Here is a 25,757-nt window from a genome sequence, read left to right as displayed (position 1 = left end):
TAGATTGTCATGTTGAGCCTGTCGAAACACGATAGGAATGTTCTTCGACAAGCTCAGAATGACAACGAAACTGAAATTATTTAGTTATACCCTCCAGCGCAAATAAAAATGTCCATCTCAAGGCTACATCTTTCAAGTAATCGAAACGACCTGATGCGCCTCCATGGCCAAATTCCATATTGGTTTTTAGCAACAGAACGTTTTTATCCGTTTTATTTGCCCGAAGCTTGGCTACCCATTTCGCAGGCTCAAAATATTGTACCTGGCTATCGTGTAAACCCGTGGTAACAAGCATATTCGGGTAGGCTTTTTTCTCTACGTTTTCATACGGCGAGTAGCTTTTCATGTAATCGTAAGCTTCCTTTTTCTTTGGATTTCCCCACTCATCAAACTCGTTTGTGGTTAATGGAATGCTTTCATCAAGCATGGTATTTACCACATCAACAAAAGGAACATCTGCAATAACACCATTCCATAAATCTGGAGCCAGGTTCACAACTGCCCCCATTAACAACCCACCAGCACTGCCACCATTGGCATACAAATGCGCTTTCGAAGTATAGTTTTGTTCTACCAGGTATTCTCCGGCAGCAATAAAATCAGTAAAAGTATTTTTCTTTTTCATCAATTTGCCATCCTCATACCATTGACGCCCCATTTCCTGTCCGCCACGAATATTTGCAATGGCAAACGCGAAACCACGATCAAGCAAACTTAAACGCTGGGAAGAAAACGATGCCTCGGTACTTGAACCATAAGAGCCGTAAGAATAAAGTAGCAATGGCGCTTTCCCGTTTTTATCAAAGCCTTTCTTGTATACGATGGCAATAGGAATTTTGGTTCCGTCTTTAGCCTTGGCAAACAAACGTTCGGTAACGTAATTTTTCGGATCGTAGCCCCCCATAACTTCCTGTTGCTTCATTAACTTTTTGTCTTTTTTCTGCAAATCGTAATCATAAACAGAACTCGGCGTAGTTAAAGAAGTGTAGTTGTATCGAAGCGTTTTGCCAGTATACTCGGGGTTCGATCCAATGCCTGCCGCATAAACTGGCTCGTCAAATTTGATATAATAATCTTTGCCGTCTGTCTTCAGCACATGCATCTCGGTTAAACCGTTTTTGCGTTCAGATAACACTAGGAAATCCTTAAATTCATCACCATATTCCAACAAAACATCTTTCCGGTTTGGAATCACTTCTTTCCAGTTTTCTTTTTCGGTCTTATCCAAATCGCATTCCATCAAGCGAAAATTCTTTGCATTCCAGTTGGTAATGATGTAGAACTTATCATCAACAGGCAGAACGTCATATAGAACGTCTTTAGATCGTGGTGAGAAAATTTTAAATGCGGCCTCTGGATGATCAGCATCAATCATTCTAAATTCATTGGTGAGTGTTCCTGCAGATGAAATCATAATATACCGACCGTTTTTCGATTTGCCTACGCCGATATAATTGGTATTGTCTTTTTCATCATAAACCACCACATCAGCCTTTGCATCCGTTCCAAGCACATGTTTTTTAATTTTTTCGCTCAGCAAGGTAACCGCATTTTTCGAAGTATAAAACAATGTTTTATTATCATTAGCCCAGGCTACCCCACCTTCGGTATTTGCAATTGCATCCTTATAAATTTCTCCGGTTTCGAGGTTTTTAACCTGAATGGTGTATTGCCTACGCGAAACCTTATCTACCCCAAAAGCCAGCAGTTTATTATCTGGACTTACACTAAAACCAGTTGCGCTATAATATGAGTGTCCTTTTGCCAATGCATCAACATCCAGTAAAACCTCTTCTGTTGCGCTTAAACTTCCCTTTTTCCTGCAATATTTATAATACTGCTGACCATCTTCAGTCCGCGTATAGTAGAAATATCCATTCCTAAAAACCGGAACTGATTCGTCTTTTTCCTTGATCCTACCCTTCATTTCTTTAAACAAATCAGCCTGAAACTTTTCGGAACCCTTCATCATGGTTTCCAGGTAAGCATTCTCGGCCTTCAAATAATCAACAACCTTTGTACTGTCTGGTCCTTTTTTAAAATAATCAATCATCCAGTAGTAATTATCTACCACAGTATCGCCATGAATAACTCTTTTATGTGGAATAATCTCTGCAATAGGCGGTTTGGCATCAGGCCATTTTATAGGTTTCATTTCTATTTGTTTGGGATTGTTGCATGCTACAACTGTACTCAATATAAGCATGCCGGGTAAAATACGTTTCATCATTTTGGTTTGGTTCAGGTTGATGCAATTTAACGATTTTTTAGGTTAGATTTTGATCTGGAAAAGAACGGTCTGGTTTTTCATGGAGGAATGTAGTCCCGCCATCCGCTCTTTGGTTAGATTAATTAACCACAGATAAAAAGGACACACAGAGATAAAAGCAGTTTAAAAACCAAAATCTGTGTTTATCTGCGTGCATCTGTGGTTAAAATCGACCCAACTATTATCATTTTCGCAAAAATCTGACCTGATCTTAATATTCATTCCAATTAAAAAAAATAGATGTTAAATTGCCACATCAATTTTCTAGAATGCCCTCCCTCCTGGGGAGGGAGGGGAGGGACTAATGAAATTAGGGTACAAAAAAATTATTGTTAAAGTAGGTTCCAATGTCATCACGCAGGCCAATGGCTTACCTGATGAATCTCGAATTCAGCATTTGGTAAACCAATTGGCCGAGATAAAACAACAAGGGATCGAAGTTATTCTGGTTTCATCGGGTGCAGTGGCTTCCGGCAGAAGTTTAATTAAGGTTTCAGAAAAGCAAGACGCCGTTACTACCCGCCAACTTTTAGCGGCAATCGGCCAGGTAAAACTGATCAATACCTACGCTAATTTCTTCGACCCGCATAAAATTAAATGTGCCCAGGTTTTGGTAACCAAAGAAGATTTTAGAGATAGGGCGCATTACCTGAACATGAAAAACTGCCTGCAAATTTTGCTGCAAAATGAAGTAATTCCTGTTGTAAATGAGAACGATGTGGTTTCGGTTACCGAACTTATGTTTACTGATAATGATGAATTGGCAGGTTTAATTGCTTCAATGCTAAATGCCGATGCCTTGATTATTCTTTCGAATGTAAATGGAATTTATAATGGCGACCCGAAACTTGAAGGATCAGAAGTGATAGAAGAAATTTCTGGTTCTGTTTCAAATTTGGCTTCGTTTATTCAAACTGGCAAGTCGCAGTTTGGCCGGGGCGGAATGGTTACAAAATCGACCATGGCACAAAAAGTGGCGAAACTTGGTATTGCGGTTCACATTGCAAACGGAACAATGGATCATGTTTTAACAGGCCTACTTAACAATGAAGTTGTACATACCCGATTTGTGCCGGAGAAGACAAAATCAGGAAAGAAAAAATGGATTGCACATTCTGAAACTGCTGCAAAAGGAGTGGTTAAATTAAATGATGGCGCAAAAACTGTGTTAACCTCAGGCAAGGCTACAAGTTTGTTGCCCGTTGGGATTCTAGAGATACAAACCGATTTTTTAAAGGGTGACATTATTAAAATTATCGATGAACAAAATCAGCTCATTGGTTTAGGGATTGCAGAATACGGTTCGGATAAGGCGAGAGAAAGAATCGGACAGAAAAAACAAAAGCCGCTGGTGCATTACGATTACTTTTATTCAGCTATTTAAGCTGAAGGGTAATTTGATGCAATTACACAAAGCAAAGTTCTTTCTCTCTATAAAAATGTTGCATCCCTGGTGTTAAAACTAAAGCATGCAACAGTAGCTTGATACTTGATATTACAAAAATGGATTATAAACATCACTTCGAAAAGGCAAAACGCGCAACCCGCACAATGGTGGGTTTAAGCAAAGACATCATTAATCTAGTGTTGGCGGATTTAGCTGAGGCATTGATCTTAAATACGGTTGAAATAATTGCCGAAAATGCAAAAGATTTGGCGAGAATGCCTGCAGAAGATCCTAAATACGACAGACTTAAGTTGACTGATCAGCGCATCGCAGATATCGCCAATGATATTAGAAATGTTGTCGCATTGGCAAGTCCCTTGGGTGAAATTCTTTCAGATAAGACATTAGAAAATAAGCTTCAAATTCAAAAAGTTCGGGTTGCACTTGGCGTGGTCGGCGTAATTTACGAGGCTCGGCCGAACGTTACCGCAGATGTATTTTCGCTTTGCTTTAAAACGGGTAACGTAGCAGTTTTAAAAGGAGGGAGTGATGCTGAGTTTTCCAATTTAGCCATTGTTAAAATAATTCATAGCGTTTTAGCTAAGCATGAAATAAGCATTGATGTGTTAACCTTACTGCCCGCTGAACGAACCTCAACCGAAGCTTTGCTTAACGCCAGAGGTTTTGTTGATGTATTAATTCCTCGTGGAAGCCAGTCGCTGATTAATTATGTTCGTGAAAACAGCAAAATTCCAGTTATAGAAACTGGCGCAGGGATTGTGCATACCTACTTTGATGAATCGGGCGATTTGGATAAAGGCAAAGCCATCATTTTCAATGCTAAAACAAGGCGGGTTAGCGTTTGCAATTCGTTAGATTGTGTGTTAATCAACAAAAACAGACTAGCAGATTTACCCGTTCTTTTATCCCCTTTGGCCGATGGGCAAGTGGAAATTTTTGCCGATGAGCAAAGCTATAAAATCCTTAAATCTACCTATCCTGAAGCACTTCTAAACCAAGCCACCGAAGAACATTTTGGAACGGAGTTTCTGTCTTTAAAAATGGCAGTTAAAACGGTTGATGATTTTGATGCGGCCTTAAATCACATTTCCGATAACAGTTCAAAACACAGCGAAGCGATTATCTCTGAAGATGCCGAAAACATCACTAGATTTTTAAACGAAGTAGATGCGGCTGCCGTTTATGCCAACGCTTCAACAGGGTTTACAGATGGTGCGCAATTTGGTTTGGGTGCCGAAATTGGCATCAGCACCCAAAAACTCCATGCCCGTGGACCAATGGGATTAGAAGAATTAATGAGTTATAAATGGGTGGTTCGTGGTGATGGGCAAGTGAGGAGATAAAAAGCCCTACCCAATTCTCCCAGAGGGGAGGATCTGGCAGGGCTTCTAAATTTCAAAAACTTCTCCCCTTTCTGGTGCAACCACATTAAAACCATCTTCCAGCAAAGTAGCGGCCAGGGTTTTTAAACTTGTATCTTCGCCGTGTACCAGAAAAACCTGTTTTGGATGGCCGGTTTGCTTTACCGTTCGCACTAGATCATCGTGATCTCCGTGGCCGCTCAATAAATCGGTTTGGCGGATGGTAGCATAAACCATCATTTCGCGGTCTTTAATTCTAACGATCGGCGCACCACTTAAAAGTTTATAGCCAAGCGTTCCTTTGGCGCAGTAGCCAATAAAAAGAATGGTACAATAATAGTTCTGAATATTATAGTAAAGGTGATCTTGAATACGCCCGCCCTCCAACATCCCAGCCGACGAAATGATGATGCAAGGATCGAAATAATTCGAAACATCCTTGCTTTCTTTCATGGTTTGAACATAAGCCAAATGCTCAAATTCAAATTCATCACCCATGGTTTTATAAAAATCTTTTGCCTCCTTGTTAACTAGATTATGGTGTTTCCGATAAACATCCGTAGCCTGGATCGCCATTGGGCTATCCACAAAAATTTGCACAGGAGGTAACAGTTTTTTTGTGAATATTTGATTCAAAGCGAAAACCAGCGATTGCGTTCTGCCGATGCTAAAGGCAGGAATAATTAATCGCCCCGGCGTTTTAATACAGGCCTCTTCAATCTCCTTTACCAATCGCTCTTCCAATGTCTGGTCTTTCGTGTGGTAACGACCGCCATAAGTAGATTCGCAAACAAAATAATCAACTTCGGGGATGGGCTCGGGCTTTACCAGAACGGGATAATTATCTCGACCGATGTCACCAGAAAAGGCAATTCTTTTCTCTTCCCCGTTATCATTTATGGTTAAAACTGCTGCCGCAGCACCCAACAAATGGCCAACGGGAATAAAAGATAAACTGATATCTCCATTTACTTTAAATGGTTTGTTAAATGCAATGGTTACAAAACGGTCAATCGTATCCATTACATGTTTATGCAGGTACAAAGGTTTTGGTCCGCTAAAATTGCCCCTTTTGGTGCGGGGCTTCCGAATTTGTTTTCTTAAAAATAGCTCAACAGAGTCGAACAATAAAATGGAAGCTAAATCTGCTGTTGGTGGTGTACAAAGCACCTGGCCATCAAAACCAAGGCGTACTAGAGTGGGCAAATTGCCGGAATGATCGATGTGAGCATGGGTTAAAATAACCAGGTTGATATCAGCCGGATCGAAGGGGAATTGTTGGTTGTCTTCCTGATAAGTTTCCTTTTCATAATCTAAACCGCAATCTATCAGTATTTTATAATGCCCAACCTCAAGCAGGTGCATACTTCCTGTAACTTGTTGTGCAGCGCCCCAAAACGTTAACTTCATCTTCTATTCTCTCCGTAATTGTTTGGTGTAAAGTAGTACAATTGATGCAATTTTTAAACAATAGGAAGTAATTTTTTGGTTAGCGGAAACCTATGTGTTGTTTTGAAATGGAAAGTAATTCATTCTGACGCTCTTGAGTAAAGCCTATTAAATCTTGAGCATTTATAACTTCATCAACTAGCAAGCCGATAATTGTATTGTAAAACATTGAATTTTTCAGCCCATCATATCTTCGTGCAATATGTTTATCAAAATCTTTTACAGAGGAAAAAATCGCATAATAACTTTCTCGGTTATCTTCTGGGCGCTGGCTCTTCCATTTTTGCAATATGGTAGAAAATTCATTCATTCCTTTCGCAAATTCTCTTTGAAGAGCAACTTCAAAAAGAGCTCTTGCCACCTTATTTTCCGCTTTAGTGAAATCCATAATTTAAGTTAATATTAATTTTTTTGGAAAGCAATAGCAGTAGCTTTTCGTTGAACCTGTCCCGCCTTTCGCTGTAGCCATGATAGAAAACCCGTTCAACAAGCAAGCATACCGTAAAAAAAAGAAAGAAGGCTGCTGAAATCAGGGGCTGGCGTTACTGTCGCCTGCCGGTCAGGCCGGAAAAGCGGGGCTGAAAGCTACTATAAAACTGGACCACTCATTTCCGAATCCTAAACAAAAAACCCTTTAAACCATTATCTTTGCAGAAAAAACATCAACAATGCAAGAACCATTTGATATAGAAATAGGAACGACAAATTATTCTGTTTTTCCTGAGGGAAATGATTCATATACCATTTTTAAAGATGGCAAAGAGTACATCCAGATTCAGAAAGATACTTCATCGATTTGGTTAAAAATGGACTATAAAACCGAGCTTCCAATTTTTGAGGAAGATGAAGAAGTAAACGCAATTGGGCAGGCTATTGAGAAATATGTGCCCGAAGAAGATGAAGACGATGATGCTTTTATCGTTTAAGTAGCAAACTGCAAGACGCATGTGGCATTCAAACTCCTTGCATCTTGCAGTTTAACTCATTAGATTAGTTTCAGCAGTTCTTCTGCAACTTTTTCAGATGAAGCTGGATTTTGTCCTGTAATAAGCAATCCATCCACCACCGCATAGGGGTTCCAGTCGTCGATTTTTGTGTAAAGCCCACCATTTCTTTTAAGTACATCTTCTACTAAAAAAGGTACCACATAGGTAAGTTGAACGGCTTCTTCTTCAGTGTTGGTAAAACCGGTAACGTTTTTCCCTTTCACCAAATATTCTCCGTTTATTTTTACGTCTTTTAAAACGCCTGGTGCGTGGCACACAAAGGCAATAGGTTTTTTGGCTTCATAAAAATCAATAATTAACTTTTGAGAGACACCGCTTTCTGCTAAATCCCATAACGGACCATGGCCACCCGGATAAAATACAGCATCATAATCTTCCATTTTTACTTCCGCCAACGAGCTTGTATTTTTCAATTTTTCTAAAAGAACATTGTCTTTATCCATTCTTCTGGTAGTATCAGTTTGAAAAGATGGATCTTCGCTTTTAGGATCGATAGGCGGTTGACCTCCTTTTACAGATGCCAATATTACCTCAACATTTTTATCTGTTAAAACGTAATAAGGAGCGGCTAATTCTTCCGACCAAAAACCTGTTTTTAAACCTGTATTTCCTAATTCGTCGTGGCTCGTAAGCACGAATAAAACTTTCTTGTTCATCATCTATTATTTAATTGTATAACAAATTTAGTTGAATGCTTAAGCCCTTTAAAGGACCAGAATCACAAATTTAATGTGCGTTAAATCACAATTTGCCTGAAAGTCTGCTTAACGTTTCTCGGGAAATACCCAGATAAGCGGCGATGATCGTTTTAGAAACTCGTTGTAAAAGCTGCGGATATTGATTTGTAAATTGTTCGAATCTTTCTTTTGGACTGGTAGTGAGCAGTGATAAAATTCGTTGTTGCAAAGCGACATAGCCAGAGCTGTTTTTTACCCTGAAAAAATGCTCCATCTTATGGCTTTCGCTGCAAATATGTTCAAGGTTTTCTTTGGTAACGGAGAGTAATTCTACGTTCTCTAAACAGCTAATGTTGGTGATTGATTTCACATTATTATAAAATGCCTGGAAGTCAGAAATCCACCAGTTTTCCATAGCAAATTGAATGATATATTCTTTGCCGTTGATGTCGGTGTAGGTTGCTTTGAGCAGTCCTTTTACAACAAAATAGATGTTTTTAACAGCCTCGTCTTCCTGAATTAAATATTGGTGTTTTTTTAAGCTTTTGGATTTAAAATGGCTGTTGATGATTTCAAATTCCTGATCGTTAAGGGTTACGATCTCTTCAATATGTTTTCTTAACTCAACACTCATTTGGTAAAGCTAGTTAAAAACAAAGGGCAAAAAAAGTCCTGGCCTTAACCAGGATTTTTATTCTTTCTGCAATTATCTGGTCGCGTTTGCCGTCCAGTTGCCATTCGAATTGGCCACGCCGATGGTCAAAGTGCTGGCATCTATTGTGATACCTATTACCCCCGTACCCACACTAATGTAGGTATTTCCCTGCTCCTGGAATTTAACTCCAGTGATATCGGGAATATTGTTGCCAAAGAAGAAGCTGTAGGTATCATCAACTTTAGTAACGGTAACTTTGCCATCTGTACTGGTGATCCGTGTATCGCCTTTACTGTAAGTAACGGTTCCTCTATAGGTACCTACAAAAAAATCTCTATCTGCCGGATCGGTATCCTTTTTACACGAAACCATCACTGTTAATGCTATTAAAAGCATACTGAAAATTTGAACTGTCTTTTTCATAATTAAGTTTTTCAAGTTTGAATTTGCTGCGGTAGACAACAAATTCGATTAGTAAAATGTAACAGCTGGTTTACAAGGGTTGTGCCAAAATGTTAAAAGGCTAATCAAAAAACAGCGTAATGAGCAATTTTCATCTAAAAAATTTTACCTGTAAAGGGTTGATTAAAAGAGTTTTAATTGGTTCTTCCAAAGAAATTCAACTTGTGGGAAAGTTGGTGTTCACGAAAATAAAACATAAGGATCTAGAATCTAAGATAGTATACATCTTTCAGGATAAGCCTCCGCATATCTAAAGGATTTGATATTAACGCTCGCTCAGTAAGTGCAGGTATCTTTTGGCAGCAATTTCTACTGTTGTTGGGTATCTCATATCCTCGCATTTAAATTTTACGTCTCCAAATTGTTCCAAAGAAGTCAAACGAAAATTAGGGACCTCATCATTTATCTTTTGTATAATTTGGTTTCCCGTTAATGTCAACAATTTGTCCTAAATACCTGGGTTTTCGGTGGCGCAACACATCCAATGTAGCTTTAGCAATGGAAAGGTTTTCTCTGAAGGCATAATATTTATAGCCCCTATAAATCCCTGTATTGGCACTAAAACCATAACATTTTACACCGAGTTCATCCCCGATGTAGATGCAACGATTTAAATGATATTGCTGAGTAACTAAAACTGCTGTATCCACCTTAAAAATATGCTTGGCTCGATACATCGTTGAGTAGCTATCAAAACCCGCATAATCGATGTAAATTTTATTGGTATCAACACCATTTTCGTAGCAATATAATTTCATTACCGTTAGTTCATCATATTCATCTCTGCCATTATCGCCTGAGAGCAAAATTTTATCAACTTTATTATTCTTGTATAAAGAAATGCCGGCATCCAGCCTATCTTTTAAATACTTGCTAGGTTTGTTATTGCGTACGCCGGCACCAAAAATAATGGCCACTTTCGTTTTGGGAGTAGCATTTAAGTCCGAGTAAATTTTATTTTCGGTTTTATTTTTCACTAAATAACTAGAGGCAAAGACAAACACAATTCCGATTAGAATAGCAATTAATATCAACTTTATAATGATTTTAATTTTGAGCCGCCTCATCATAATTTAAAGGATAAAAAAAGTAATACCAAAACAAGCACGACTCCGATAAATAGCATCACCAAAGCAGATTTTTTTAATTTTACCTTTTGGCTTTTGTTAAATTTAAGGTATTCGAAAAAAATGAAAGCACTGAAAAACAAGGTAAATGCAAGGCTCAAACCAACGATTAAGTCTAATTCACCAACAAAAGAAAACTGATCTTCCTGAATATTTTTTGGCAGTAAGTAAAAAGCGAAATGATACACAAGCCAAAGCCCAACTGCTAAAAACAGCAACCTTATGAGAAGATATTTGGAGATTTGATTTTTCATTTATCGAACGGATAATTTGTATATCTCTTAATCTTGCCTGTTTCGGTGTTAATTTTAACAATATCAATGTGATCTCTTTTAGATTCCCTTTCTTCGCCAAAAATATAATAGTTAGCTTCTGGCCCAACTTCAATTCCATATGAAAACATGGAGTAAAGGTGTTCGTTTTTTCGATTGTTAATGAAGATCTGTTCAGCCTCTTTTAACTTAATTTTGCACCTGGCAGCGAACGCTTCATATTCTGCTGCGACAGGTTGAATCGTACGAATATGCTTTGATTTTTCTGGATCTACCCAACCATCAAATTTATCTATTATTCCAGTTGATGCCACATTGTTTATCACACAATTTTCGGAAAAACGGCAATCGCTTGAGCCTACATAGCCAAACATTCCGTAGTGTAGGTAGGCGTAATGGCCATAACCAGACACGTAGTATTTAAGCTGGTTTTGCAGCGTTAAAATAATGGTATCCGTTTTTAGGAACTTTTTGTATGGAAAGTTGATCTTCAAATTTTCCTTGTCTTTAAATGCTGTTTTAACCGAAGTATCGTTGGTTATTTTGCCGTCTCTTAAAATTTGAAACCGTAGGGTTTGAAGCTCTTTTGGCGTAAATTTTAAGAATGTTAGTTGTGGATTTTCGGTGATGTATTTAGCCGTATCACAAGCTTTTGATAGCGCTTCGGCATCGCTTTCTGCATTTGCCTTACTACGCTGCATAGACCACCAAACTAATCCAACAAATATAGCTGCTAATAATACCAATACACCAACTGCTATGAGGCATCCTTTAAAAAATCGTTTCATTTCTTAAATTTTCCCTTCTGTTTTAAATAGCCTATTTATATTCCATTCCATCGTATTTCAGTTTCCTTGTCTTAATTGAAACGGTTTTTTTCTCTTCGCATTCGTCATTAACTACCTTGCCTATGGTTTTGGTAATCTTATCCTTAACGATTAAGCCATTAAAGTTTTTGCTTTTATTCTTGTTGTCGATAATAATTGTGGAGTTCACTTCCTCAAATTCTCCTACACACTTCATATCCCACTCCCCACCAAATTTTTGTGTAGTAAAATTGTTAAGCACTTTTTTTAACGACTTATTGTTTTTGATAAATAGCGACAAATCGGTATGATGGTGTGGGTTTGGTTGGCTGCTGCCCGAATAATGTGCCTCAATGCCGAAAGCACGGGTTTCGCTGTTCAAAGTGAAAATTCCTGTATCTACATTGATGCTCGTTAGCCGAATGGCATCAGATATAAGGGCTTCTTCTTCGAAATATTTATACAAGATTTTGCCCGTTGTATTGTTAACAATTAACACATAAACATCATATTCTGCATAGAAATTACCGTAGCCGTCGGGTTCATTTTTTCGGTATTTGGCAACTACCACTGCCGCTTGTGTTTTAGCATTTGGTAAAACTTTCTCTGCATATAATTGCGTGTTAATATCTTCAGTCTTTAGGGCCAATTGCTGTAATACCTTAGGCAGCAAAATACTATCATCGGCTTGGGTTTCTTGTGCGAAAAGGTTGCCAAAAGAACAAACTAACAAGGTGATAAAACTTAGTGCTTTCATCTTTAGCATAATTTAATATCCATAATTCTTTAAAAATAATTTATAATCCATCGATTGGTATTTATCCTTTAAACAGAACCTAAATTTTCCATTTTTATCGGGTTCATCATCAATGTTGCAAAATATAAATGGCACCACTTCTTTACCATTATTATCTATTATTCCGTAGAGGTAATTACTGCCATCTGCAGTTCTTATTCCAGCTACATAATATCCGCTTATTTCAAAAAAAGGATCAATAAATTCGTATTTAAAAGGGGTTAATATCTGGATATCTTCATTAACTAAAGCCTTTTTATTATTTCCATCTTCAGCCACAAAAAGTTTAGGATATTTTAGATCAGATGCAATAAACTCATCAATTGCAGTAATTTGTTTTATGCCTTTGTTTGGCAGTTTTTTTAGATTAAGGTCATAGAGTTCATCTTCTCCATTATGTTTGTGGGCAATGATAAGCTTGTCATATTTTTGAAATCGCGAATATTCAAAAGGCAAAATTACCTTACCTCGATTAAGCACAACACCATAGGCTGTTCTATCTCCAACTGTTTTCTCAAAAACATCGTAACCAGGCTTCAGTGTTTGATCAAAACCTTGAAATTGCGGTAAAGAGACCATTTTTTTATCGTTGATATTTAGCCAGAATAATTTCTCATCGATTAGGAAATAAGTATTGCTTAACTGTTGGAATTGTTCATATCGAGCTTCGATTATTTTATCTCCATTTTGATCAGATATGCCGTATTTGCGCCCTTCTCCTGCTGTAAAAGCCGTATAAACGATGTTGGGGTTTGCCGGGTCGAAAAATTTTCTGTCGAGACGATGATTAATGAATTTCACCATCTTCTTGTTTTTGAGGTCACGGTATTTTGTCGCCACGAATATCTCAATGGTTTTGATGTCATCGGGAAATTCAAGAATTACAAATTGATGTGCAGGCTCAATCACCTTTCGACCGATTTCTGCAATCTTGTTATATAAATTAATATCACCCATTGCTTGGTTTTGCTCTTTGTTTTGAGCGAGCCCAGTGACGAAATTCTTAAATTCGATCATGTCGGTTCTTGCATCCAAATGATTTTGATTGATATTATTGAGCACCTCTTTGGCTTTCTTTTCATCACCCTCTTTAAGTACATTGGTAAAAATATCCAACAAATCATTTAAACCGTTTTTTACCTCAGCCTTTATTTCAAGGATTGGGTTGGAACTAAAGGCACTGGTATTCATCCGAATATTTTGAGCGTTGAAGGCTTGATATCCGATAATATTACTGTACAATATTGATGGAATTTTTAACTCAGCGACATTACTCTTAACACGCTCCACAATAATATTTTCATCTTGAAAAACGAAATTTTTATCTGATTTTGAAAATTTAAATTTCTCAAATTCCAATGGTATTTTTAAGCTGATATCTGTTTCGATGCTATCAACCCGTTTCAAGCCAATTTGCTTTTTAGGGATACTTTTTCCATTAAAATAGTATGCTTTTTCTCCTATAGCTATATTTGAAGTATAGGGCTTAAACAGACTATCTTTTTGTTCTAAAAGATGATTATCTTCGGTTAAGTTGTAGCGACTTTCGAATTCAAATTCCGCTTGGGCATCATCGCTAAAATCTTGATTAAAAAATAGTTGTTTGCAATAATCATTAAATAGCTGCGCAACTTTTTCAGTATCAGTGTTTATTGAAAATTCGGCTACAGGTTTTTCTGCTTTTGATTTTTGACCAGGTGAGATATGTGAAGTTAATTGTGTTTCAAATGTTGCCGTTTTGATAAGTTGGTTAAGTTCGGCAGTATCTGCTTTTAATTGATGTTTTAACTCATCAAAGTTCATGGCATGTAATTTGGCAACGAACTTTTTTGCCGATTCGCTTTGCGGTACCTTTTGGCCATTACAGGCGCATAAAAAAAATGCAAAAAACAGTAAGAGATTTATCTTCATCTAAGGGTTATAAACGGTATTCCACTTAAATATAAAAAGGAATTACTTTAAATATCCAGATGATTATCATTCGTAGGGTTTGAATTATTATTCGCAGTAGATATGAAATTATCTAATAAACATGGATGCTATTACTGTTTTGCAGAATTAATATTTACCCATAGATTCATTTTGGCTAATCGGAATGTTTAAGGATACAACTGTGCCGCCAGTGGTTGTTTTGTTTTGAGTAATTCCGGCATTTTGATTGCGTTCCTTGCCTAAAAGCTGCAATCTTTCTTTGCTAATGATACCTGAAAGTGATTGATGATTCTGAGGTTTGTTTTCACTAATAGTTTTACCGCTATCGGTGATGGTGACGGTTAAATTTTGGTCAGCAATGGAAAAATTCACATTTACAAAGCCATCTTTATCGTTCAAATTAATGCCATGTAAAATTGAATTTTCTACAAAAGGTTGTATCAGCATTGGCGGAAGCATAATCATTTCCAAATCTTCATTTGCCGGAATATTTATCTCGAAATTGAAAATGTTACTATAGCGCATCCGTTGTAAACTCAAATAATTTTCCAGTGTTTCTATTTCCTGATTAAGAGGAACTAACTTCTCACGACTCAACTCAAGGCTACTTCGCAATAGCCTGCTAAATTGATTGAGGTATTTAATCGCTTCATCCTTTTCATCCAACCGAATAAAACTTTGCAATGCAGATAAGGTATTGAAAATAAAATGAGGTTCCATTTGCGTCCTTAGTAATTGTTGCTGCAACTGTACATTTTCTTTCTCCTGTTTGAGTTTTCGTTGCTTATAAATGCTATAGAATAAAAAGATAACAATGAGCAAAATCAAAATAATGAGGGCGGTAATCACCAATGTTAATTTATTTCGCTCTAGTTTCAAGGTATTTATTTTGATGTCTTCGTTCAATCGTTCTATCGAATTATCCTTCGCTTGAATTTGATATAAAGCGCCCATTTCGGCCACTGCCTGAGTATTTTCTATCTCATAATTCTCTTTTTGGAGCGCTATTACTTCTGTCGCGGTTTGGAGCGCCTTATCTTTTTGACCAATTGCAGCATAATAACTTGAGCTTGCCTCTCCTCCTCTTATCAAATCTTCGTACTCTAATAGCCTACCACTTTGCTTAAACACTTCATTTGCTTTTTTGAGGTAGCGTGCTGCATCGGGGTAATTTTTAGCCTTTACATAATTAGTTACAATATTGGTATAGGTAGTGTAAATGTTGCCTGCCGCGGTAGGTTCAGTTGGGTTTTGCCCATAAATTTGTTCATCAATTTCTGCATTGAATAGAGAGTATTTTAAAACAGAATCGACGTTACTGGCCTTATCGAAATAAAGCAATTTACTATCATATAAAAACCTCGGGTTAAAATCATCAGGGTACGTAGCTTGTAATTTTTCTAGTTTTGCGAGGTAGGCCTCCACATTCTTTCTGGGGAAGTTTGCGGTATAAATTAATGAAATCAATTGCGTTAAAACCCGCTGTTGGTTGGTAATGTTTGGAGGCAGTTGTGGCATTAATTTTAATGCTGCCAAATTCATTTTTAATGCCAAACTGTATTGCTGTAAACTTTTGTTGCTCTGTGCTGCTGCTAGTAAAATAATAGCCTTGGCCATAGGTTTCAAGGTTAAAGTCGTGTCTGAAAGCACAATCATGGCTGCCTTGTTGTAATAATAATTGGCCTGGTGTTCAGACGGTTCTGCATTGGCCAGATTTCCCATACCGTTATAGAGATTAGCCTTAATTTCTAGAAACTTGTTGCCTGGCTCAACCAAATCAAGGCCTTGCTGCAAAAACATTTTAGAACTATCGGGATTTTTTCGGGCAAACATTTTACCCAGATTGTATTTGGTTTTGGTATTTAAATCGGTGTCGGCCAGTACAATTGGGTTACTATTGTATCGCTTCCATGCCTGAACAATAGAATCGGCATTTGTTTTATTTGGCTGTTTTGCCGAGAGTAATGAAATCTCTTCCTTGTATTTTAAAAGTTGCTCAGTTTTAGCACCAGCTGGTTTTTGCCTACATGAAAAAATAAGTAGTATTGCCAGGCAAAAATAAAGAAAAGGTTGTTTCATTTGATGACGGGTAGGGCAGTGAGCATTGATTTCAGGTAAACAACTATAATGTTACATTTTTTTACAGAAATATGCTTATGTTTTAGGAAATATTTAAAATTTTCGGCTTAGTTTCTATACCCTTATTTTAAACATTTCAGGCTCAATCGACTGAATTTTTAACCATGCTTTGTTTGCTTATTCTTTAACTATTTCGACTTAATCCCAGCGATTAGCACGGAAGGCAATCACTGTCACTAGCATAAATAATTAATACTAAACCCTATCTTTTACTTCCCAAAATTAGTGACCGCATATGCATCGAACCGGGTTAATTCCAAATCGGTTTTATTGTTTGGAATATGAAAATATAAATTCAAAACCTGGAAGGTTTTGCCATGCATAGATCTCGGATTTGAGGAAATTGCTGATGGTGAAATGATTGAGCCGTCTTTTTTAACTAAGGTGGCAATTTTTCCATCACCGTAAAGTTTTAATTTACAACTATCTTTTGGCAGCAACTTCCAGGTATTGGAAAATAACGCTTCCCGCTCCTCTAAAATCCACTCCTTTTTAGCACCTCTCAGCTGAGCAGTTTCGTATTCAGCAACTTTCATTTTTTCAATGGCATCGCCTTTGTCCTCAGCATTTAAATCTGATTGCAGCTCTTCGTATGCTTCATATAGCTGATGAAAAAGGGCATCATTGGCCGTTAATTTTTTTGAATTTTTCCAGCTATCTAAGTCAGTACGAACTTCCCTTGCTTCAAAAGAAAAGGATTTTGTGATGTAACCATTTTTAATATCCTGGGCAGTTACATCTTTTCCAGTGAGTACATAGTGCACCAGTACATCTTCTTCATCGTCTATTGATGGCATTGCAATATCACCATGGTAATAAATCGCCACGAAAAGTATAGGCTGATCACTTTCAGTAGGTTTAAAATTCTTTAAGTCCAAAGTGACTTTAGCAGTTTGGCGGCCTTTCTTCTGTAAACCAATATCGGCAATGTAATACATTTGATGGCCAAAAAAGGCGAGGCCTCTTCCTGCTGGATAGTCGTTGATAGCAAGCTCTACAGGATACAGGTTCGTTCCTGCTATTTGATACATCTCTTTATTCGGATCGTATTTCAAATTCTCAAGCAATTCGGCATAATCATTTATTTGCGATTTGCAAGAAGATAAACTAAACATCATCAGGATGAGCAAGGTGTAAATTTTCATTATTTTTTTCTATTTGTTCTCAGAAAACTTAATATTCCTGAAAAGCTCTTGAAGTTATATCCCTGGATTTTGTAAGCAAGTAGCCAATCGTGGTGTTTGCTTGTGAACAAGTGTTATTAAAGCAAATTGCTAAGGACCTATCCAATAAAAGGCACTATGGTATTAAATGGCTGGTTGGTAACGCTACCGTAAAGCGATAATAAAAACAACAAACCAATGATAAGTAAGAAAATAGGTTTATATCTAAACTCTGTGCCTTTTTTTACAGTGTGTCTATAATAAAAATAAGTTCCGGCCAGGTAAATTGTAGTAAAGGCCAACATCATGTAAGTAACTGTCATTTTTAAAATATTTAGGTTTAACTCAAACTGAAAGACCCGTTCAAAATTATTTGAGGGCTTTTGTAATGCTATATTAATCATTATTACAGAATTGATTAATGCCCGATTGATAAACGCAGTTAATGATTTATAATTCGCTGAACTTTTATTATAATTCGCTTTTTTAAACAGGAAATGAGGATTGCAAAAACGCTGATCTTTATTATTTTTGAGCAAAAGAAAATCAATTTCTGTCAATACAATAATTACCTCCCTTGAAAATGAGTGAAAATAAGTTTGCGGAAATGAGCAATGAGCAGTTACAAAAAAGCGAAAAGGTAGCTAAAGCCTCCAATTATACGCTTGTTGTAATGTTGGTGCTCTTGTTTGCGCTTAGCATGTATTTGAATTTTAAAAAAGGATTTACCCCCTTAACTGTAATTCCAACCTGTTTATTGCCCATTGTTATTTTAAACCTTGGCAACATTAAAAAGATGCAGGACGAGCTTAAGTCGCGAAATTTGTAACACCTTTTTACTGCTCCGAAATAGCGGTTGTATCTGGCTCATCTGCTTCTTCTGATTCTCCCTCGTCTGTTTCTTCATTTGCACTTTTTATATCTTCATCGGTGTATTGATAGTATTCATCAAAGGTTTTAGTTTGCCGATTGTAGATGAGCACGTACTTAGAGCTTTTTGTTTGTTTAATTATTCCATCACTTGGAGCGGGTGTAAGTTCCATTTTATCCATGAAAATTAGCGCACCTTTTTTAAAGCTTTTTATGGTGGGTAATTCTCCACTTAGTGCTTTCCAATACAATATATTTCCTTTTTGGGGGATGATGTAAATAGCGCTACTTGCAAAATCTGATTTCTCGAGCAAAAACGCCATTTCTTTTTCCCCCTGCCCGGTAAAATCGCCATAAGCAATAACACGATAAGCACGATCTTTAATTTTGGTGAAAAAGTATAATTCGTTGTTCTCTTTGCTGAAGTAGTTATTATCCATAAAGATTTTAACAATTCCCCTTTGAAAAGCAACTGGGATATCATCGTACTGCGGGATGGTAAATGTAGCATTTCTCCATGTGGCGAAATCTTCAGGTGATGCCCAGCCATCAACAAAAACACTGTCTGCCGGATAAGTGGTATCATCTCCATCGACATTATAAATATCTTGTCGCATTCTATAGCCGCCATATAAATAGGCGAAACCGGTTGCGCCAGCAATAACAATTATGGCTACGATCACCCAAATAATAGTTTTAGCTTTATTTTTACGCTTTGGTTGAGAGATAATCTCTGCTTGTTGGATCGGCTCGATATTAAAATTAGAATTTTCCATGGTAAAATAATTTTAGTAGATAGTGTGCCTAATTTATTCAGCCTCTTCCCGGCTAATATCATATTGACCAGTTGGATCGTTAAAGTATTTTTTATCTGTAGAGTTCAGGAGAAATACATCTTTAAATGTCGATTTTTTATCAAGCTGCAACTCTTCCAATGTAAGATATTTGCCATTGTACAATACTTTGTCGCCAAATTCATATAGGTGCGCCTTGTGAACTTGCTCCTTTTTATCGTTGGCAATAATCAGTAAATCAAAGCGCAGGTATTCGCCTGATTTTGCATCACTATCCGTGCTAAAGTTGGCGCTAAAACCCTTAGAGGTTCCCAACTGAATGGTGCGATCTTTTAAGCTCCATTCGTAAGAAGATTGACTAAAATGATGAGAAATGAAAATGGAATATTTTGGAGCTCCATACTTTTCTTTCATTTTAGCAAGAAAAGCTTTTTTGGCTTTAAGGTCGTAAATTTCGCCCTCGGCATGATAAGCTACGGGTTTCTTATTTTTGTCAGTAAGGATATTTAGGTTGCTAAAATAATAGCCATTAAATTTGGCCACACTATCTGAAGTATGGCTTTGATATAAATAGCCAAAATCTTTTTGAGGAACCGTAATTTTCATTGCATCCAGCATCGAATTACTGATCTTATATTTTAACAATTCATCGGTAAGTTTCCCGTTTTCGGCACTGTCGTAACGCATACCATCGCTAAGAATTACATTGTTTCCGTAAAGCCTGGGAACATCCTCTTTAAAATCGACTTTTTCAAGATCAAAGCCTCCCTTTGCTTCGAGTATTTCGGGTTGCTTATCTTTGGCATTGCAAGAAAAAAATATTACCAACGCAATTAAATAGATAAAAGTTAAGTTTTTCATGAGATTTTTAGAATTCGGTTGAAATTATTGTGCTGAATCTTCTGCATTGTCTTGTTCGCAATACAACATGGTTTTTGTAGCTCCGCTTGATTTTGTGGAAATACTTTTTGCGGGTGATTCAAAAACATAGTCGATTTTAACCTCGTTTACCGTAGCAGTTTTGTTAGGAGAAATAACTAAATCACGGTGGTCATCTTCTTTTTGATCGCTGCCGTAATATAAATATTCGAAGCCAAGGGTTTGTTTAGAATGGTTGAATATATAATTTTTTCTACCGTACGACATTGATATTCCTTCTTTTTCTGTAGGAAACAATACTACTTCTTTGGTAAATTGATTACAATCTGTAACCGTTAAAATAGTTGGCGTATACCAATTAATAGGCAATAGGAGTATAATTAATAAAAACATCCAATCGTCTTTTTTGCCTTGCTTCTTTACCAACTTGGTGTAAAGTGGTTTTAAGGAAATCAAAACAAGAATTGCAACGAGTATTATCGTGTAGGTTTGAGCTGTAACAATCATTTTTATTGATTTTTATTTAAAAATAACACTGCTACAACTAAAAGATGGGCTGGTTTATTATTCGTTAAAATTCAATTCCTATTTGTAGAGAATGAATTATTATTTGAAAAAAAAATCCTCGCCTATATTGGCGAGGATTGGAATTTTGCGTATCGAACGCGATTTATATAAGTTTGAGTAAGCAATTATGCAGCATATTCAATCATCCATTCGATGCCGAATTTATCTCTAAACATTCCAAAGTATGATCCCCAAGGACTATCGCCTAGTGGAAATTCTACAGTTCCACCAGCTGATAAAATGCTGAATATTTTATCGGCTTCTTCTTTGCTTTCTGCGCTAATAGAAATTTTTGATCGATTTTCATTTTCATTTACCTGTCCAAGGTAAGTGGGCACATCATTACCCATCAGCGTATTTGGGCCAATTGGCAAAGCAATGTGCATAATTTTTTCTGCGTCGTTTTCTTCAACAGGAAATTCGTCGCTTGCCATGTCTTTCATGCGCACTATTGATGTAAAAGCTCCACCGAATGCCGATTTGTAAAAATTGAAAGCTTCTTCGGCATTGCCGTTGAAATTAATGTGTGGGTTAATAAGTGCCATAGCTGGTTGTTTATAGGTTTTATTTGGTTATTTAATAGGGACTTTATTTTTGATAAAGCCGAACAAATCTTTGTTAGGTTAAATTGCTGTTGCGCTGTAACTCTTTTGTGGTTGCTTTAAGAAACCCTTCTTTATCTTTTTTCACCTCCGTTATTATCGCCAGGCGATCTTCGGGTAGGCTAAAATATTTCTCGGCCCATAAATTTATTTCAACCATTAGCGGAAGCAGGTCAATTCCTTTCTGTGTGAGTTTATACAATACTTTTGCCTTGCTATCCGGATGCTCTAATTTCGTGATTATTCCGTTCTCTTCCAACATCTGAAGTCTGGAGGCCAATATATTGGTCGCGATTTTTTCTGCTGATTTTAAAAAGTCGCCATAAGTGCATTGCTTGGCAAACATTAAATCTCTAACGATGAGTAACGACCACTTATCACCCCAAATATCAAGAGATGAACTTACCGGACAATTTGATCTTCTTTTTAATGCTGACATAAAACAAATTAATTCACTTGCATTTTGCAAGTTTATTATATATTTTCACTTGCAATTTGAAAGCAAAATTACTAAATTCAATATATAAAATGGAATTAAGGGGGAAAACAATACTGATTACCGGAGGCAATGCAGGCATAGGGCTTGAAGCAGCAACACAGTTTTTGGCTTTAGGTGCAAAAGTGATCATTACTGGCCGCGATCAGAATAAGTTGACTTCTGTCAAGAGTTTGTATCCCAGTTTAGTTACTATTAAAAGTGATGTCACTGATGAAACGGACGCTGTTTCGTTATTTAAGGATGTGGAAGCGCTTGGCGGAATTGACATCCTTTACAATAATGCCGGTGTTGGGGTTAAGCCTTCAAATCTAGGAATATCCAGCAGTAAACATTTAGAAAATGCGGTATATGAGATGAACATCAATTATTTCGGAGTAATCCGATTGAACAATCTTTTTTTAGATATGCTAAAATCTCGTCCTGAGGGCGCAATTATCAATACCACATCTTTATTGAGTTATGTTCCATCTTTACAAGAGGCAACCTATTCAGCGACAAAAACGGCTCTGGCATTTTACACCAAATCGTTAAGAGAACATCTGAGAATAATTAAAAGTACCTTGAAAGTATTCGAATTGCTACCACCCTTGGTTGCAACGGAGCTCACAGCGGGCAGAAATGACAAGAAAATGAGTACGGAGGTTTTAGTTAAAGGTTTAATTAACGGGCTTCAACAGGACCAATTAACGATTCGCATTGGCGATTCAAAAGTGCTTTACATGATGAATCGTTTTTTCCCAAGACTGGCCTTTAAATTGGTTAATCCCAAAAAATCAGAATCTTTTTTACAGCAATAATCGCCTCTGAAAATAATGAAAGCATACACCATAAACAGTTATAGTAAAACAGAAAAGCTAAAGGTTGTTGAAATATCAACCCCCGAGCCTAAAGCAGATGAAGTTTTAGTGGAAATCTATGCCACTAGCATTAACCAGCTGGATAACAAGATTAAAAATGGAAAATTTAAGTTGTTATTGCCTTACAGTTTGCCATTAGTTTTAGGTCATGATGTAGCTGGGGTGGTGGTAAAAATAGGATCGGAGGTAACGCGGTTTAAAATAGGCGATAAGGTATTTGCTCGCCCAGCTGATTTTAGCATAGGAACATTTGCAGAATACATTGCAATGAATGAAAGAGATGTAGCTCTGAAACCGAAAAACATTTCGATGGAAGAAGCAGCCTCTATACCACTTGTTGCTTTAACGGTTTGGCAAGCTTTTGTTGAAAAGGCGAAACTTAAAAAAGGCCAACGCGTATTTATACAAGCAGGTTCGGGCGGTGTAGGAACAATTGCTATTCAATTGGCTAAACATTTGGAGGCTACTGTGGCTACTACTACAAGTGCGGCGAATGCAGATTTAGTAAAGAAATTGGGTGCTGATTTAGTGATTGATTACAAAACTCAAGATTTTGAAATCATCCTAAGTCAATATGATTTGGTATTAAACAGCCAGGATGAAAAAACGCTCAGCAAATCCCTAAAAATACTCAGTCGGGGAGGTAAAGTAATCTCTATTTCCGGTCCTCCAGATCCAGCCTTTGCGAAGGAAAGTGGCTTATCATGGTTCATAAAATTAGCCATATACTTTTTGAGTAGAAAAACAATTAATCAGGCCAAGAAGCTCGGTGTTGATTATTCGTTTCTATTTATGAAAGCCAATGGCAAACATTTAGCGGAAATAGGAAAATTAATTGATCAAGGTATCATAACTCCCGTATTGGATACAGTTTTTCCTTTCGAAGAGCTGAACCAGGCAATGGATTATGTTGATAGTGGAAGGGCAAAAGGCAAAGTTGTCGTTAAAATCAAATAATAATTTGTTGCATTAGATTAGTGAAATCTTAATTTAATTCTTCGAATTTTTCAGCAGTTTGATAAATGCATCGTTTTTGTTATTATCATCTATCTTTTGATGGGCAAGTAAAATTGATTCTTCTTTGGTTTTTAGATTTAGTTTAACGAGCCCAGCTTTACTATAAAATAAAACTTCATTTTTGTTCAAAAACTCGAGGTTAGACAGGGGAAGGTTTGCCAATTGTACCTCACTCCTTTTATCACCAGTTTTGAGATCTAATTCAAAAAGTAATCCGTTTTTGGTGTAACCCCAAATGGCATCGGCTTTATCCAACAAATAAGCGATGGACGCATTGAAGTTGGTTTTCCAAAGTTTTTCGCCATTAGATGCGCTCAATGCATACACAGATGCTTCAGTGGATGAGGTTGTGCCGAAGAAAACTTTGCTGTCTTTGGTAAATATTTTTTCCTTGATATTGTATTGTCCTTTTTCCAGCTTGAATTCCCATAAAATGGATAGCTTGTCTGGATTTATTGCAAACAATGTTTCACTTTCATCAGGGATAAAAACGTTTTTGCCATCGGTAACCGGTTTTCCATACATAGCCTTTTTGAAACCTGTTTTGTAAAGCGAGTGGCCTGTTTTAGCGTCAAAACTTAAAAGGTAGGGAGCATTCTGTGCGAAAACTTTATTTCCGAAAGTAAGGGTTGGAAGGTGATTGTAAGGATAATCCAACTTATAGTTCCAGATCAGTTTGCCGTTTTTGGCGTCTATTGAATAAATATTTTGATTCCTGCTTTGAGCACTCAATGAAATTGCGCCATTAACCACTTGTGCCGATTGCCCTTTAAGTACTATTTCATCTTTTATAATTCCCAGCCTCGATTTCCAGTAAACTTTACCATTCTGATTGTTTAAAGCAAAGATTTCGCCATTGATAAAAGGAATATATACCGTTCCGTTTTCTATATAAAATTTATTATTTCCGCTAATGTGCCGGTCAGCATCCGATGCTTTTACTTCCCAGTTTATTTTTTTGGTTTTCAAGTTCATCGATTTCAATATGCCATTTGAGTCGTATATCAGGATGCTGTTGGTATCTAAGGCTGTAGGTTTAACCTGTGTAATCAACTGGTCGAAAACCATATCATCCATGGTAAGGATGTTATTGTTAGAGAAGCTCTTGTCTTTGTTTTTTGGTGCTGATATAGTAGGAGGCTGTGCGACTGTTACTTTTATTACCAAACATAAAAGGATAGCCAATTGAAGTGTTGATCTCATATTTTAGATAGAATATTTAAACGAAATTTAGCCTAATACATCGGAAAACTTACTTTATTTGCTTGCGCTCTGTTCTTTTTATCCAGCAAGTTTTCACCAGAAATGGTCATTTTAAAAGCATACAAAATAATTCCCTGGTTACCTGTACTCATCGCATACATCCAGGTATCGTTGCCACGTACAAAGGTAGTTGCATAAGCTTCTTTCACAATTTGTTCCGTTTTATTGGCTGTGTAAGTTCCGTCAGTTTCTGGCGCGTTATAAATCATTTTTTTAAATATTTTGGTATTACCCAACTGATTAAAATCCTCGATATATGTCTTAACGTACTCCCGCATATCATCACTCGGTTTCTTGGTGTTTTTATCTCGCAAAGCGGACAAATTTATCTTATCATTTTCGAAGGTATAGCGGGCAGGGAATATATCCAGTTCAGAGTTTTGGTTTGATAGAAATATCGCAATTCCCATATTATCTTTCTTTAGATAACCGGGGTTTAATTTTTTGGCACTTTCGAAACCGGTAACTAATTTTTTTAGAACTAAGTAGTTAGCGTTCTGTGCTGAATAATTTAAAACTGCTACTTTAACATCCTTTTGAATTTCTGAATAACTTGATTGGGAAAATGCGATTGTTCCACTCGCCAGATAGAAAACTAAAATGAGTATCTTTTTCATTCTTTGAGTATCAATATGATTAAATAAAAGAATTCAAGGTTTTGATGAGGAGGCGTAAAATACAGTACATACTTGATATGTACATACTGAAATTTTACGCCGCCAGTACCATCAAATGAGAGGCGTTACGTTCCTAAAACCAAACAGCTGTTAACAGAACTAAAAGCTATAAATTCAACATTTAATCCTCATAGATTAAGGATGTTTTTGCTTAACAACGCTAAACTAAGTAAACTGCATTAGCAATTCACACCCGTTTATTATTCGTT

Annotated in this window: 26 protein-coding genes; 6 read left to right on the top strand and 20 right to left on the bottom strand. The window is 36.8% G+C overall.

What is annotated here, in order from left to right; genetic code table 11:
- Positions 1-76 precede the first annotated feature (76 nt).
- Positions 77-2,155, bottom strand: a complete 2,079-nt coding sequence (locus tag AC3ITD_RS18635; protein WP_489362024.1) for a S9 family peptidase — start codon at positions 2,153-2,155, stop codon at positions 77-79.
- Positions 2,156-2,573: 418 nt separating this feature from the next.
- On the opposite strand from AC3ITD_RS18635, the gene proB reads away from it, so the two are divergent.
- Positions 2,574-3,653 (top strand): glutamate 5-kinase, encoded by a 1,080-nt coding sequence (gene proB / locus AC3ITD_RS18630; protein ID WP_489362022.1) that lies wholly within the window; start codon positions 2,574-2,576, stop codon positions 3,651-3,653.
- 119 nt (positions 3,654-3,772) lie between these two features.
- Positions 3,773-5,020, top strand: a complete 1,248-nt coding sequence (locus tag AC3ITD_RS18625) for a glutamate-5-semialdehyde dehydrogenase (protein ID WP_489362020.1) — start codon at positions 3,773-3,775, stop codon at positions 5,018-5,020.
- A 45-nt stretch (positions 5,021-5,065) separates the two neighbouring features.
- Here AC3ITD_RS18625 and AC3ITD_RS18620 read toward each other — a convergent pair whose 3' ends face one another.
- Together AC3ITD_RS18620 and AC3ITD_RS18615 are read right to left on the bottom strand one after the other, a co-directional pair.
- Positions 5,066-6,448 (bottom strand): MBL fold metallo-hydrolase RNA specificity domain-containing protein, encoded by a 1,383-nt coding sequence (locus AC3ITD_RS18620; RefSeq protein WP_489362018.1) that lies wholly within the window; start codon positions 6,446-6,448, stop codon positions 5,066-5,068.
- Positions 6,449-6,527: 79 nt separating this feature from the next.
- A complete protein-coding gene (locus AC3ITD_RS18615; RefSeq protein WP_489362016.1) occupies positions 6,528-6,875 on the bottom strand; it encodes a hypothetical protein in 348 nt (115 codons plus the stop codon).
- A 280-nt stretch (positions 6,876-7,155) separates the two neighbouring features.
- On the opposite strand from AC3ITD_RS18615, the gene AC3ITD_RS18610 reads away from it, so the two are divergent.
- Positions 7,156-7,413: a hypothetical protein gene (locus AC3ITD_RS18610; RefSeq protein WP_265797147.1), complete on the top strand. Its 258-nt coding sequence runs from the start codon at positions 7,156-7,158 to the stop codon at positions 7,411-7,413.
- 59 nt (positions 7,414-7,472) lie between these two features.
- Here the strand turns inward: AC3ITD_RS18610 and AC3ITD_RS18605 are convergent, their stop codons facing one another.
- The 10 genes from AC3ITD_RS18605 to AC3ITD_RS18560 all read right to left on the bottom strand — a co-directional run bounded on the left by AC3ITD_RS18605 (position 7,473) and on the right by AC3ITD_RS18560 (position 17,846).
- Complete coding sequence (locus AC3ITD_RS18605) at positions 7,473-8,153, bottom strand: type 1 glutamine amidotransferase domain-containing protein (RefSeq protein WP_489362014.1); 681 nt, start codon at positions 8,151-8,153, stop codon at positions 7,473-7,475.
- An 82-nt stretch (positions 8,154-8,235) separates the two neighbouring features.
- Positions 8,236-8,805: a Crp/Fnr family transcriptional regulator gene (locus AC3ITD_RS18600; protein WP_265797145.1), complete on the bottom strand. Its 570-nt coding sequence runs from the start codon at positions 8,803-8,805 to the stop codon at positions 8,236-8,238.
- 72 nt (positions 8,806-8,877) lie between these two features.
- Positions 8,878-9,249, bottom strand: a complete 372-nt coding sequence (locus AC3ITD_RS18595) for a hypothetical protein (RefSeq protein WP_265797144.1) — start codon at positions 9,247-9,249, stop codon at positions 8,878-8,880.
- Between the two features lie 437 nt (positions 9,250-9,686).
- On the bottom strand, positions 9,687-10,358 hold the full coding sequence (locus tag AC3ITD_RS18590) for a SanA/YdcF family protein (RefSeq protein ID WP_265797143.1): 672 nt from the start codon (positions 10,356-10,358) through the stop codon (positions 9,687-9,689).
- 307 nt (positions 10,359-10,665) lie between these two features.
- On the bottom strand, positions 10,666-11,475 hold the full coding sequence (locus AC3ITD_RS18585) for a hypothetical protein (RefSeq protein ID WP_265797142.1): 810 nt from the start codon (positions 11,473-11,475) through the stop codon (positions 10,666-10,668).
- A gap of 31 nt (positions 11,476-11,506) precedes the next feature.
- On the bottom strand, positions 11,507-12,250 hold the full coding sequence (locus tag AC3ITD_RS18580; RefSeq protein ID WP_489362010.1) for a PA3715 family protein: 744 nt from the start codon (positions 12,248-12,250) through the stop codon (positions 11,507-11,509).
- Positions 12,251-12,262: 12 nt separating this feature from the next.
- Positions 12,263-14,200 carry a WG repeat-containing protein gene (locus tag AC3ITD_RS18575; RefSeq protein WP_489362008.1) on the bottom strand — a complete coding sequence of 646 codons (1,938 nt, stop codon included), beginning with the start codon at positions 14,198-14,200 and terminating at the stop codon, positions 12,263-12,265.
- 147 nt (positions 14,201-14,347) lie between these two features.
- The gene (locus AC3ITD_RS18570; RefSeq protein WP_489362006.1) at positions 14,348-16,300 is read right to left on the bottom strand and encodes a sensor histidine kinase; all 1,953 of its coding nucleotides are present in this window, start codon (positions 16,298-16,300) and stop codon (positions 14,348-14,350) included.
- Positions 16,301-16,569: 269 nt separating this feature from the next.
- Positions 16,570-17,505: a hypothetical protein gene (locus AC3ITD_RS18565; RefSeq protein ID WP_265797138.1), complete on the bottom strand. Its 936-nt coding sequence runs from the start codon at positions 17,503-17,505 to the stop codon at positions 16,570-16,572.
- 137 nt (positions 17,506-17,642) lie between these two features.
- Positions 17,643-17,846 carry a hypothetical protein gene (locus AC3ITD_RS18560; RefSeq protein WP_265797137.1) on the bottom strand — a complete coding sequence of 68 codons (204 nt, stop codon included), beginning with the start codon at positions 17,844-17,846 and terminating at the stop codon, positions 17,643-17,645.
- 260 nt (positions 17,847-18,106) lie between these two features.
- Between AC3ITD_RS18560 and AC3ITD_RS18555 the strand changes: the two genes are divergently transcribed.
- Complete coding sequence (locus tag AC3ITD_RS18555) at positions 18,107-18,352, top strand: hypothetical protein (RefSeq protein WP_489362003.1); 246 nt, start codon at positions 18,107-18,109, stop codon at positions 18,350-18,352.
- Between the two features lie 7 nt (positions 18,353-18,359).
- Here AC3ITD_RS18555 and AC3ITD_RS18550 read toward each other — a convergent pair whose 3' ends face one another.
- The 5 genes from AC3ITD_RS18550 to AC3ITD_RS18530 all read right to left on the bottom strand — a co-directional run bounded on the left by AC3ITD_RS18550 (position 18,360) and on the right by AC3ITD_RS18530 (position 21,674).
- Complete coding sequence (locus tag AC3ITD_RS18550) at positions 18,360-19,169, bottom strand: hypothetical protein (RefSeq protein WP_489362001.1); 810 nt, start codon at positions 19,167-19,169, stop codon at positions 18,360-18,362.
- A 33-nt stretch (positions 19,170-19,202) separates the two neighbouring features.
- The gene (locus AC3ITD_RS18545; protein ID WP_489361999.1) at positions 19,203-20,048 is read right to left on the bottom strand and encodes a hypothetical protein; all 846 of its coding nucleotides are present in this window, start codon (positions 20,046-20,048) and stop codon (positions 19,203-19,205) included.
- Positions 20,049-20,072: 24 nt separating this feature from the next.
- Positions 20,073-20,573 (bottom strand): hypothetical protein, encoded by a 501-nt coding sequence (locus AC3ITD_RS18540; protein WP_489361997.1) that lies wholly within the window; start codon positions 20,571-20,573, stop codon positions 20,073-20,075.
- Between the two features lie 185 nt (positions 20,574-20,758).
- Complete coding sequence (locus tag AC3ITD_RS18535; RefSeq protein ID WP_489361995.1) at positions 20,759-21,178, bottom strand: VOC family protein; 420 nt, start codon at positions 21,176-21,178, stop codon at positions 20,759-20,761.
- Positions 21,179-21,251: 73 nt separating this feature from the next.
- Positions 21,252-21,674: a winged helix-turn-helix transcriptional regulator gene (locus AC3ITD_RS18530; RefSeq protein ID WP_489361993.1), complete on the bottom strand. Its 423-nt coding sequence runs from the start codon at positions 21,672-21,674 to the stop codon at positions 21,252-21,254.
- An 89-nt stretch (positions 21,675-21,763) separates the two neighbouring features.
- On the opposite strand from AC3ITD_RS18530, the gene AC3ITD_RS18525 reads away from it, so the two are divergent.
- Positions 21,764-22,531 carry an SDR family oxidoreductase gene (locus AC3ITD_RS18525; protein WP_265797130.1) on the top strand — a complete coding sequence of 256 codons (768 nt, stop codon included), beginning with the start codon at positions 21,764-21,766 and terminating at the stop codon, positions 22,529-22,531.
- A gap of 15 nt (positions 22,532-22,546) precedes the next feature.
- On the top strand, positions 22,547-23,548 hold the full coding sequence (locus tag AC3ITD_RS18520) for an NADP-dependent oxidoreductase (protein ID WP_489361990.1): 1,002 nt from the start codon (positions 22,547-22,549) through the stop codon (positions 23,546-23,548).
- 33 nt (positions 23,549-23,581) lie between these two features.
- Here AC3ITD_RS18520 and AC3ITD_RS18515 read toward each other — a convergent pair whose 3' ends face one another.
- Positions 23,582-24,811: a PQQ-binding-like beta-propeller repeat protein gene (locus AC3ITD_RS18515; RefSeq protein WP_489361988.1), complete on the bottom strand. Its 1,230-nt coding sequence runs from the start codon at positions 24,809-24,811 to the stop codon at positions 23,582-23,584.
- 32 nt (positions 24,812-24,843) lie between these two features.
- Positions 24,844-25,488, bottom strand: a complete 645-nt coding sequence (locus AC3ITD_RS18510) for a hypothetical protein (RefSeq protein WP_489361986.1) — start codon at positions 25,486-25,488, stop codon at positions 24,844-24,846.
- Between the last annotated feature and the right edge of the window lie 269 nt (positions 25,489-25,757).

The organism is Pedobacter sp. KH_004 (assembly GCF_057840755.1).
Note: the sequence above shows the minus strand (reverse complement) of the source record. Positions and strands in the feature narration are given on the sequence as shown.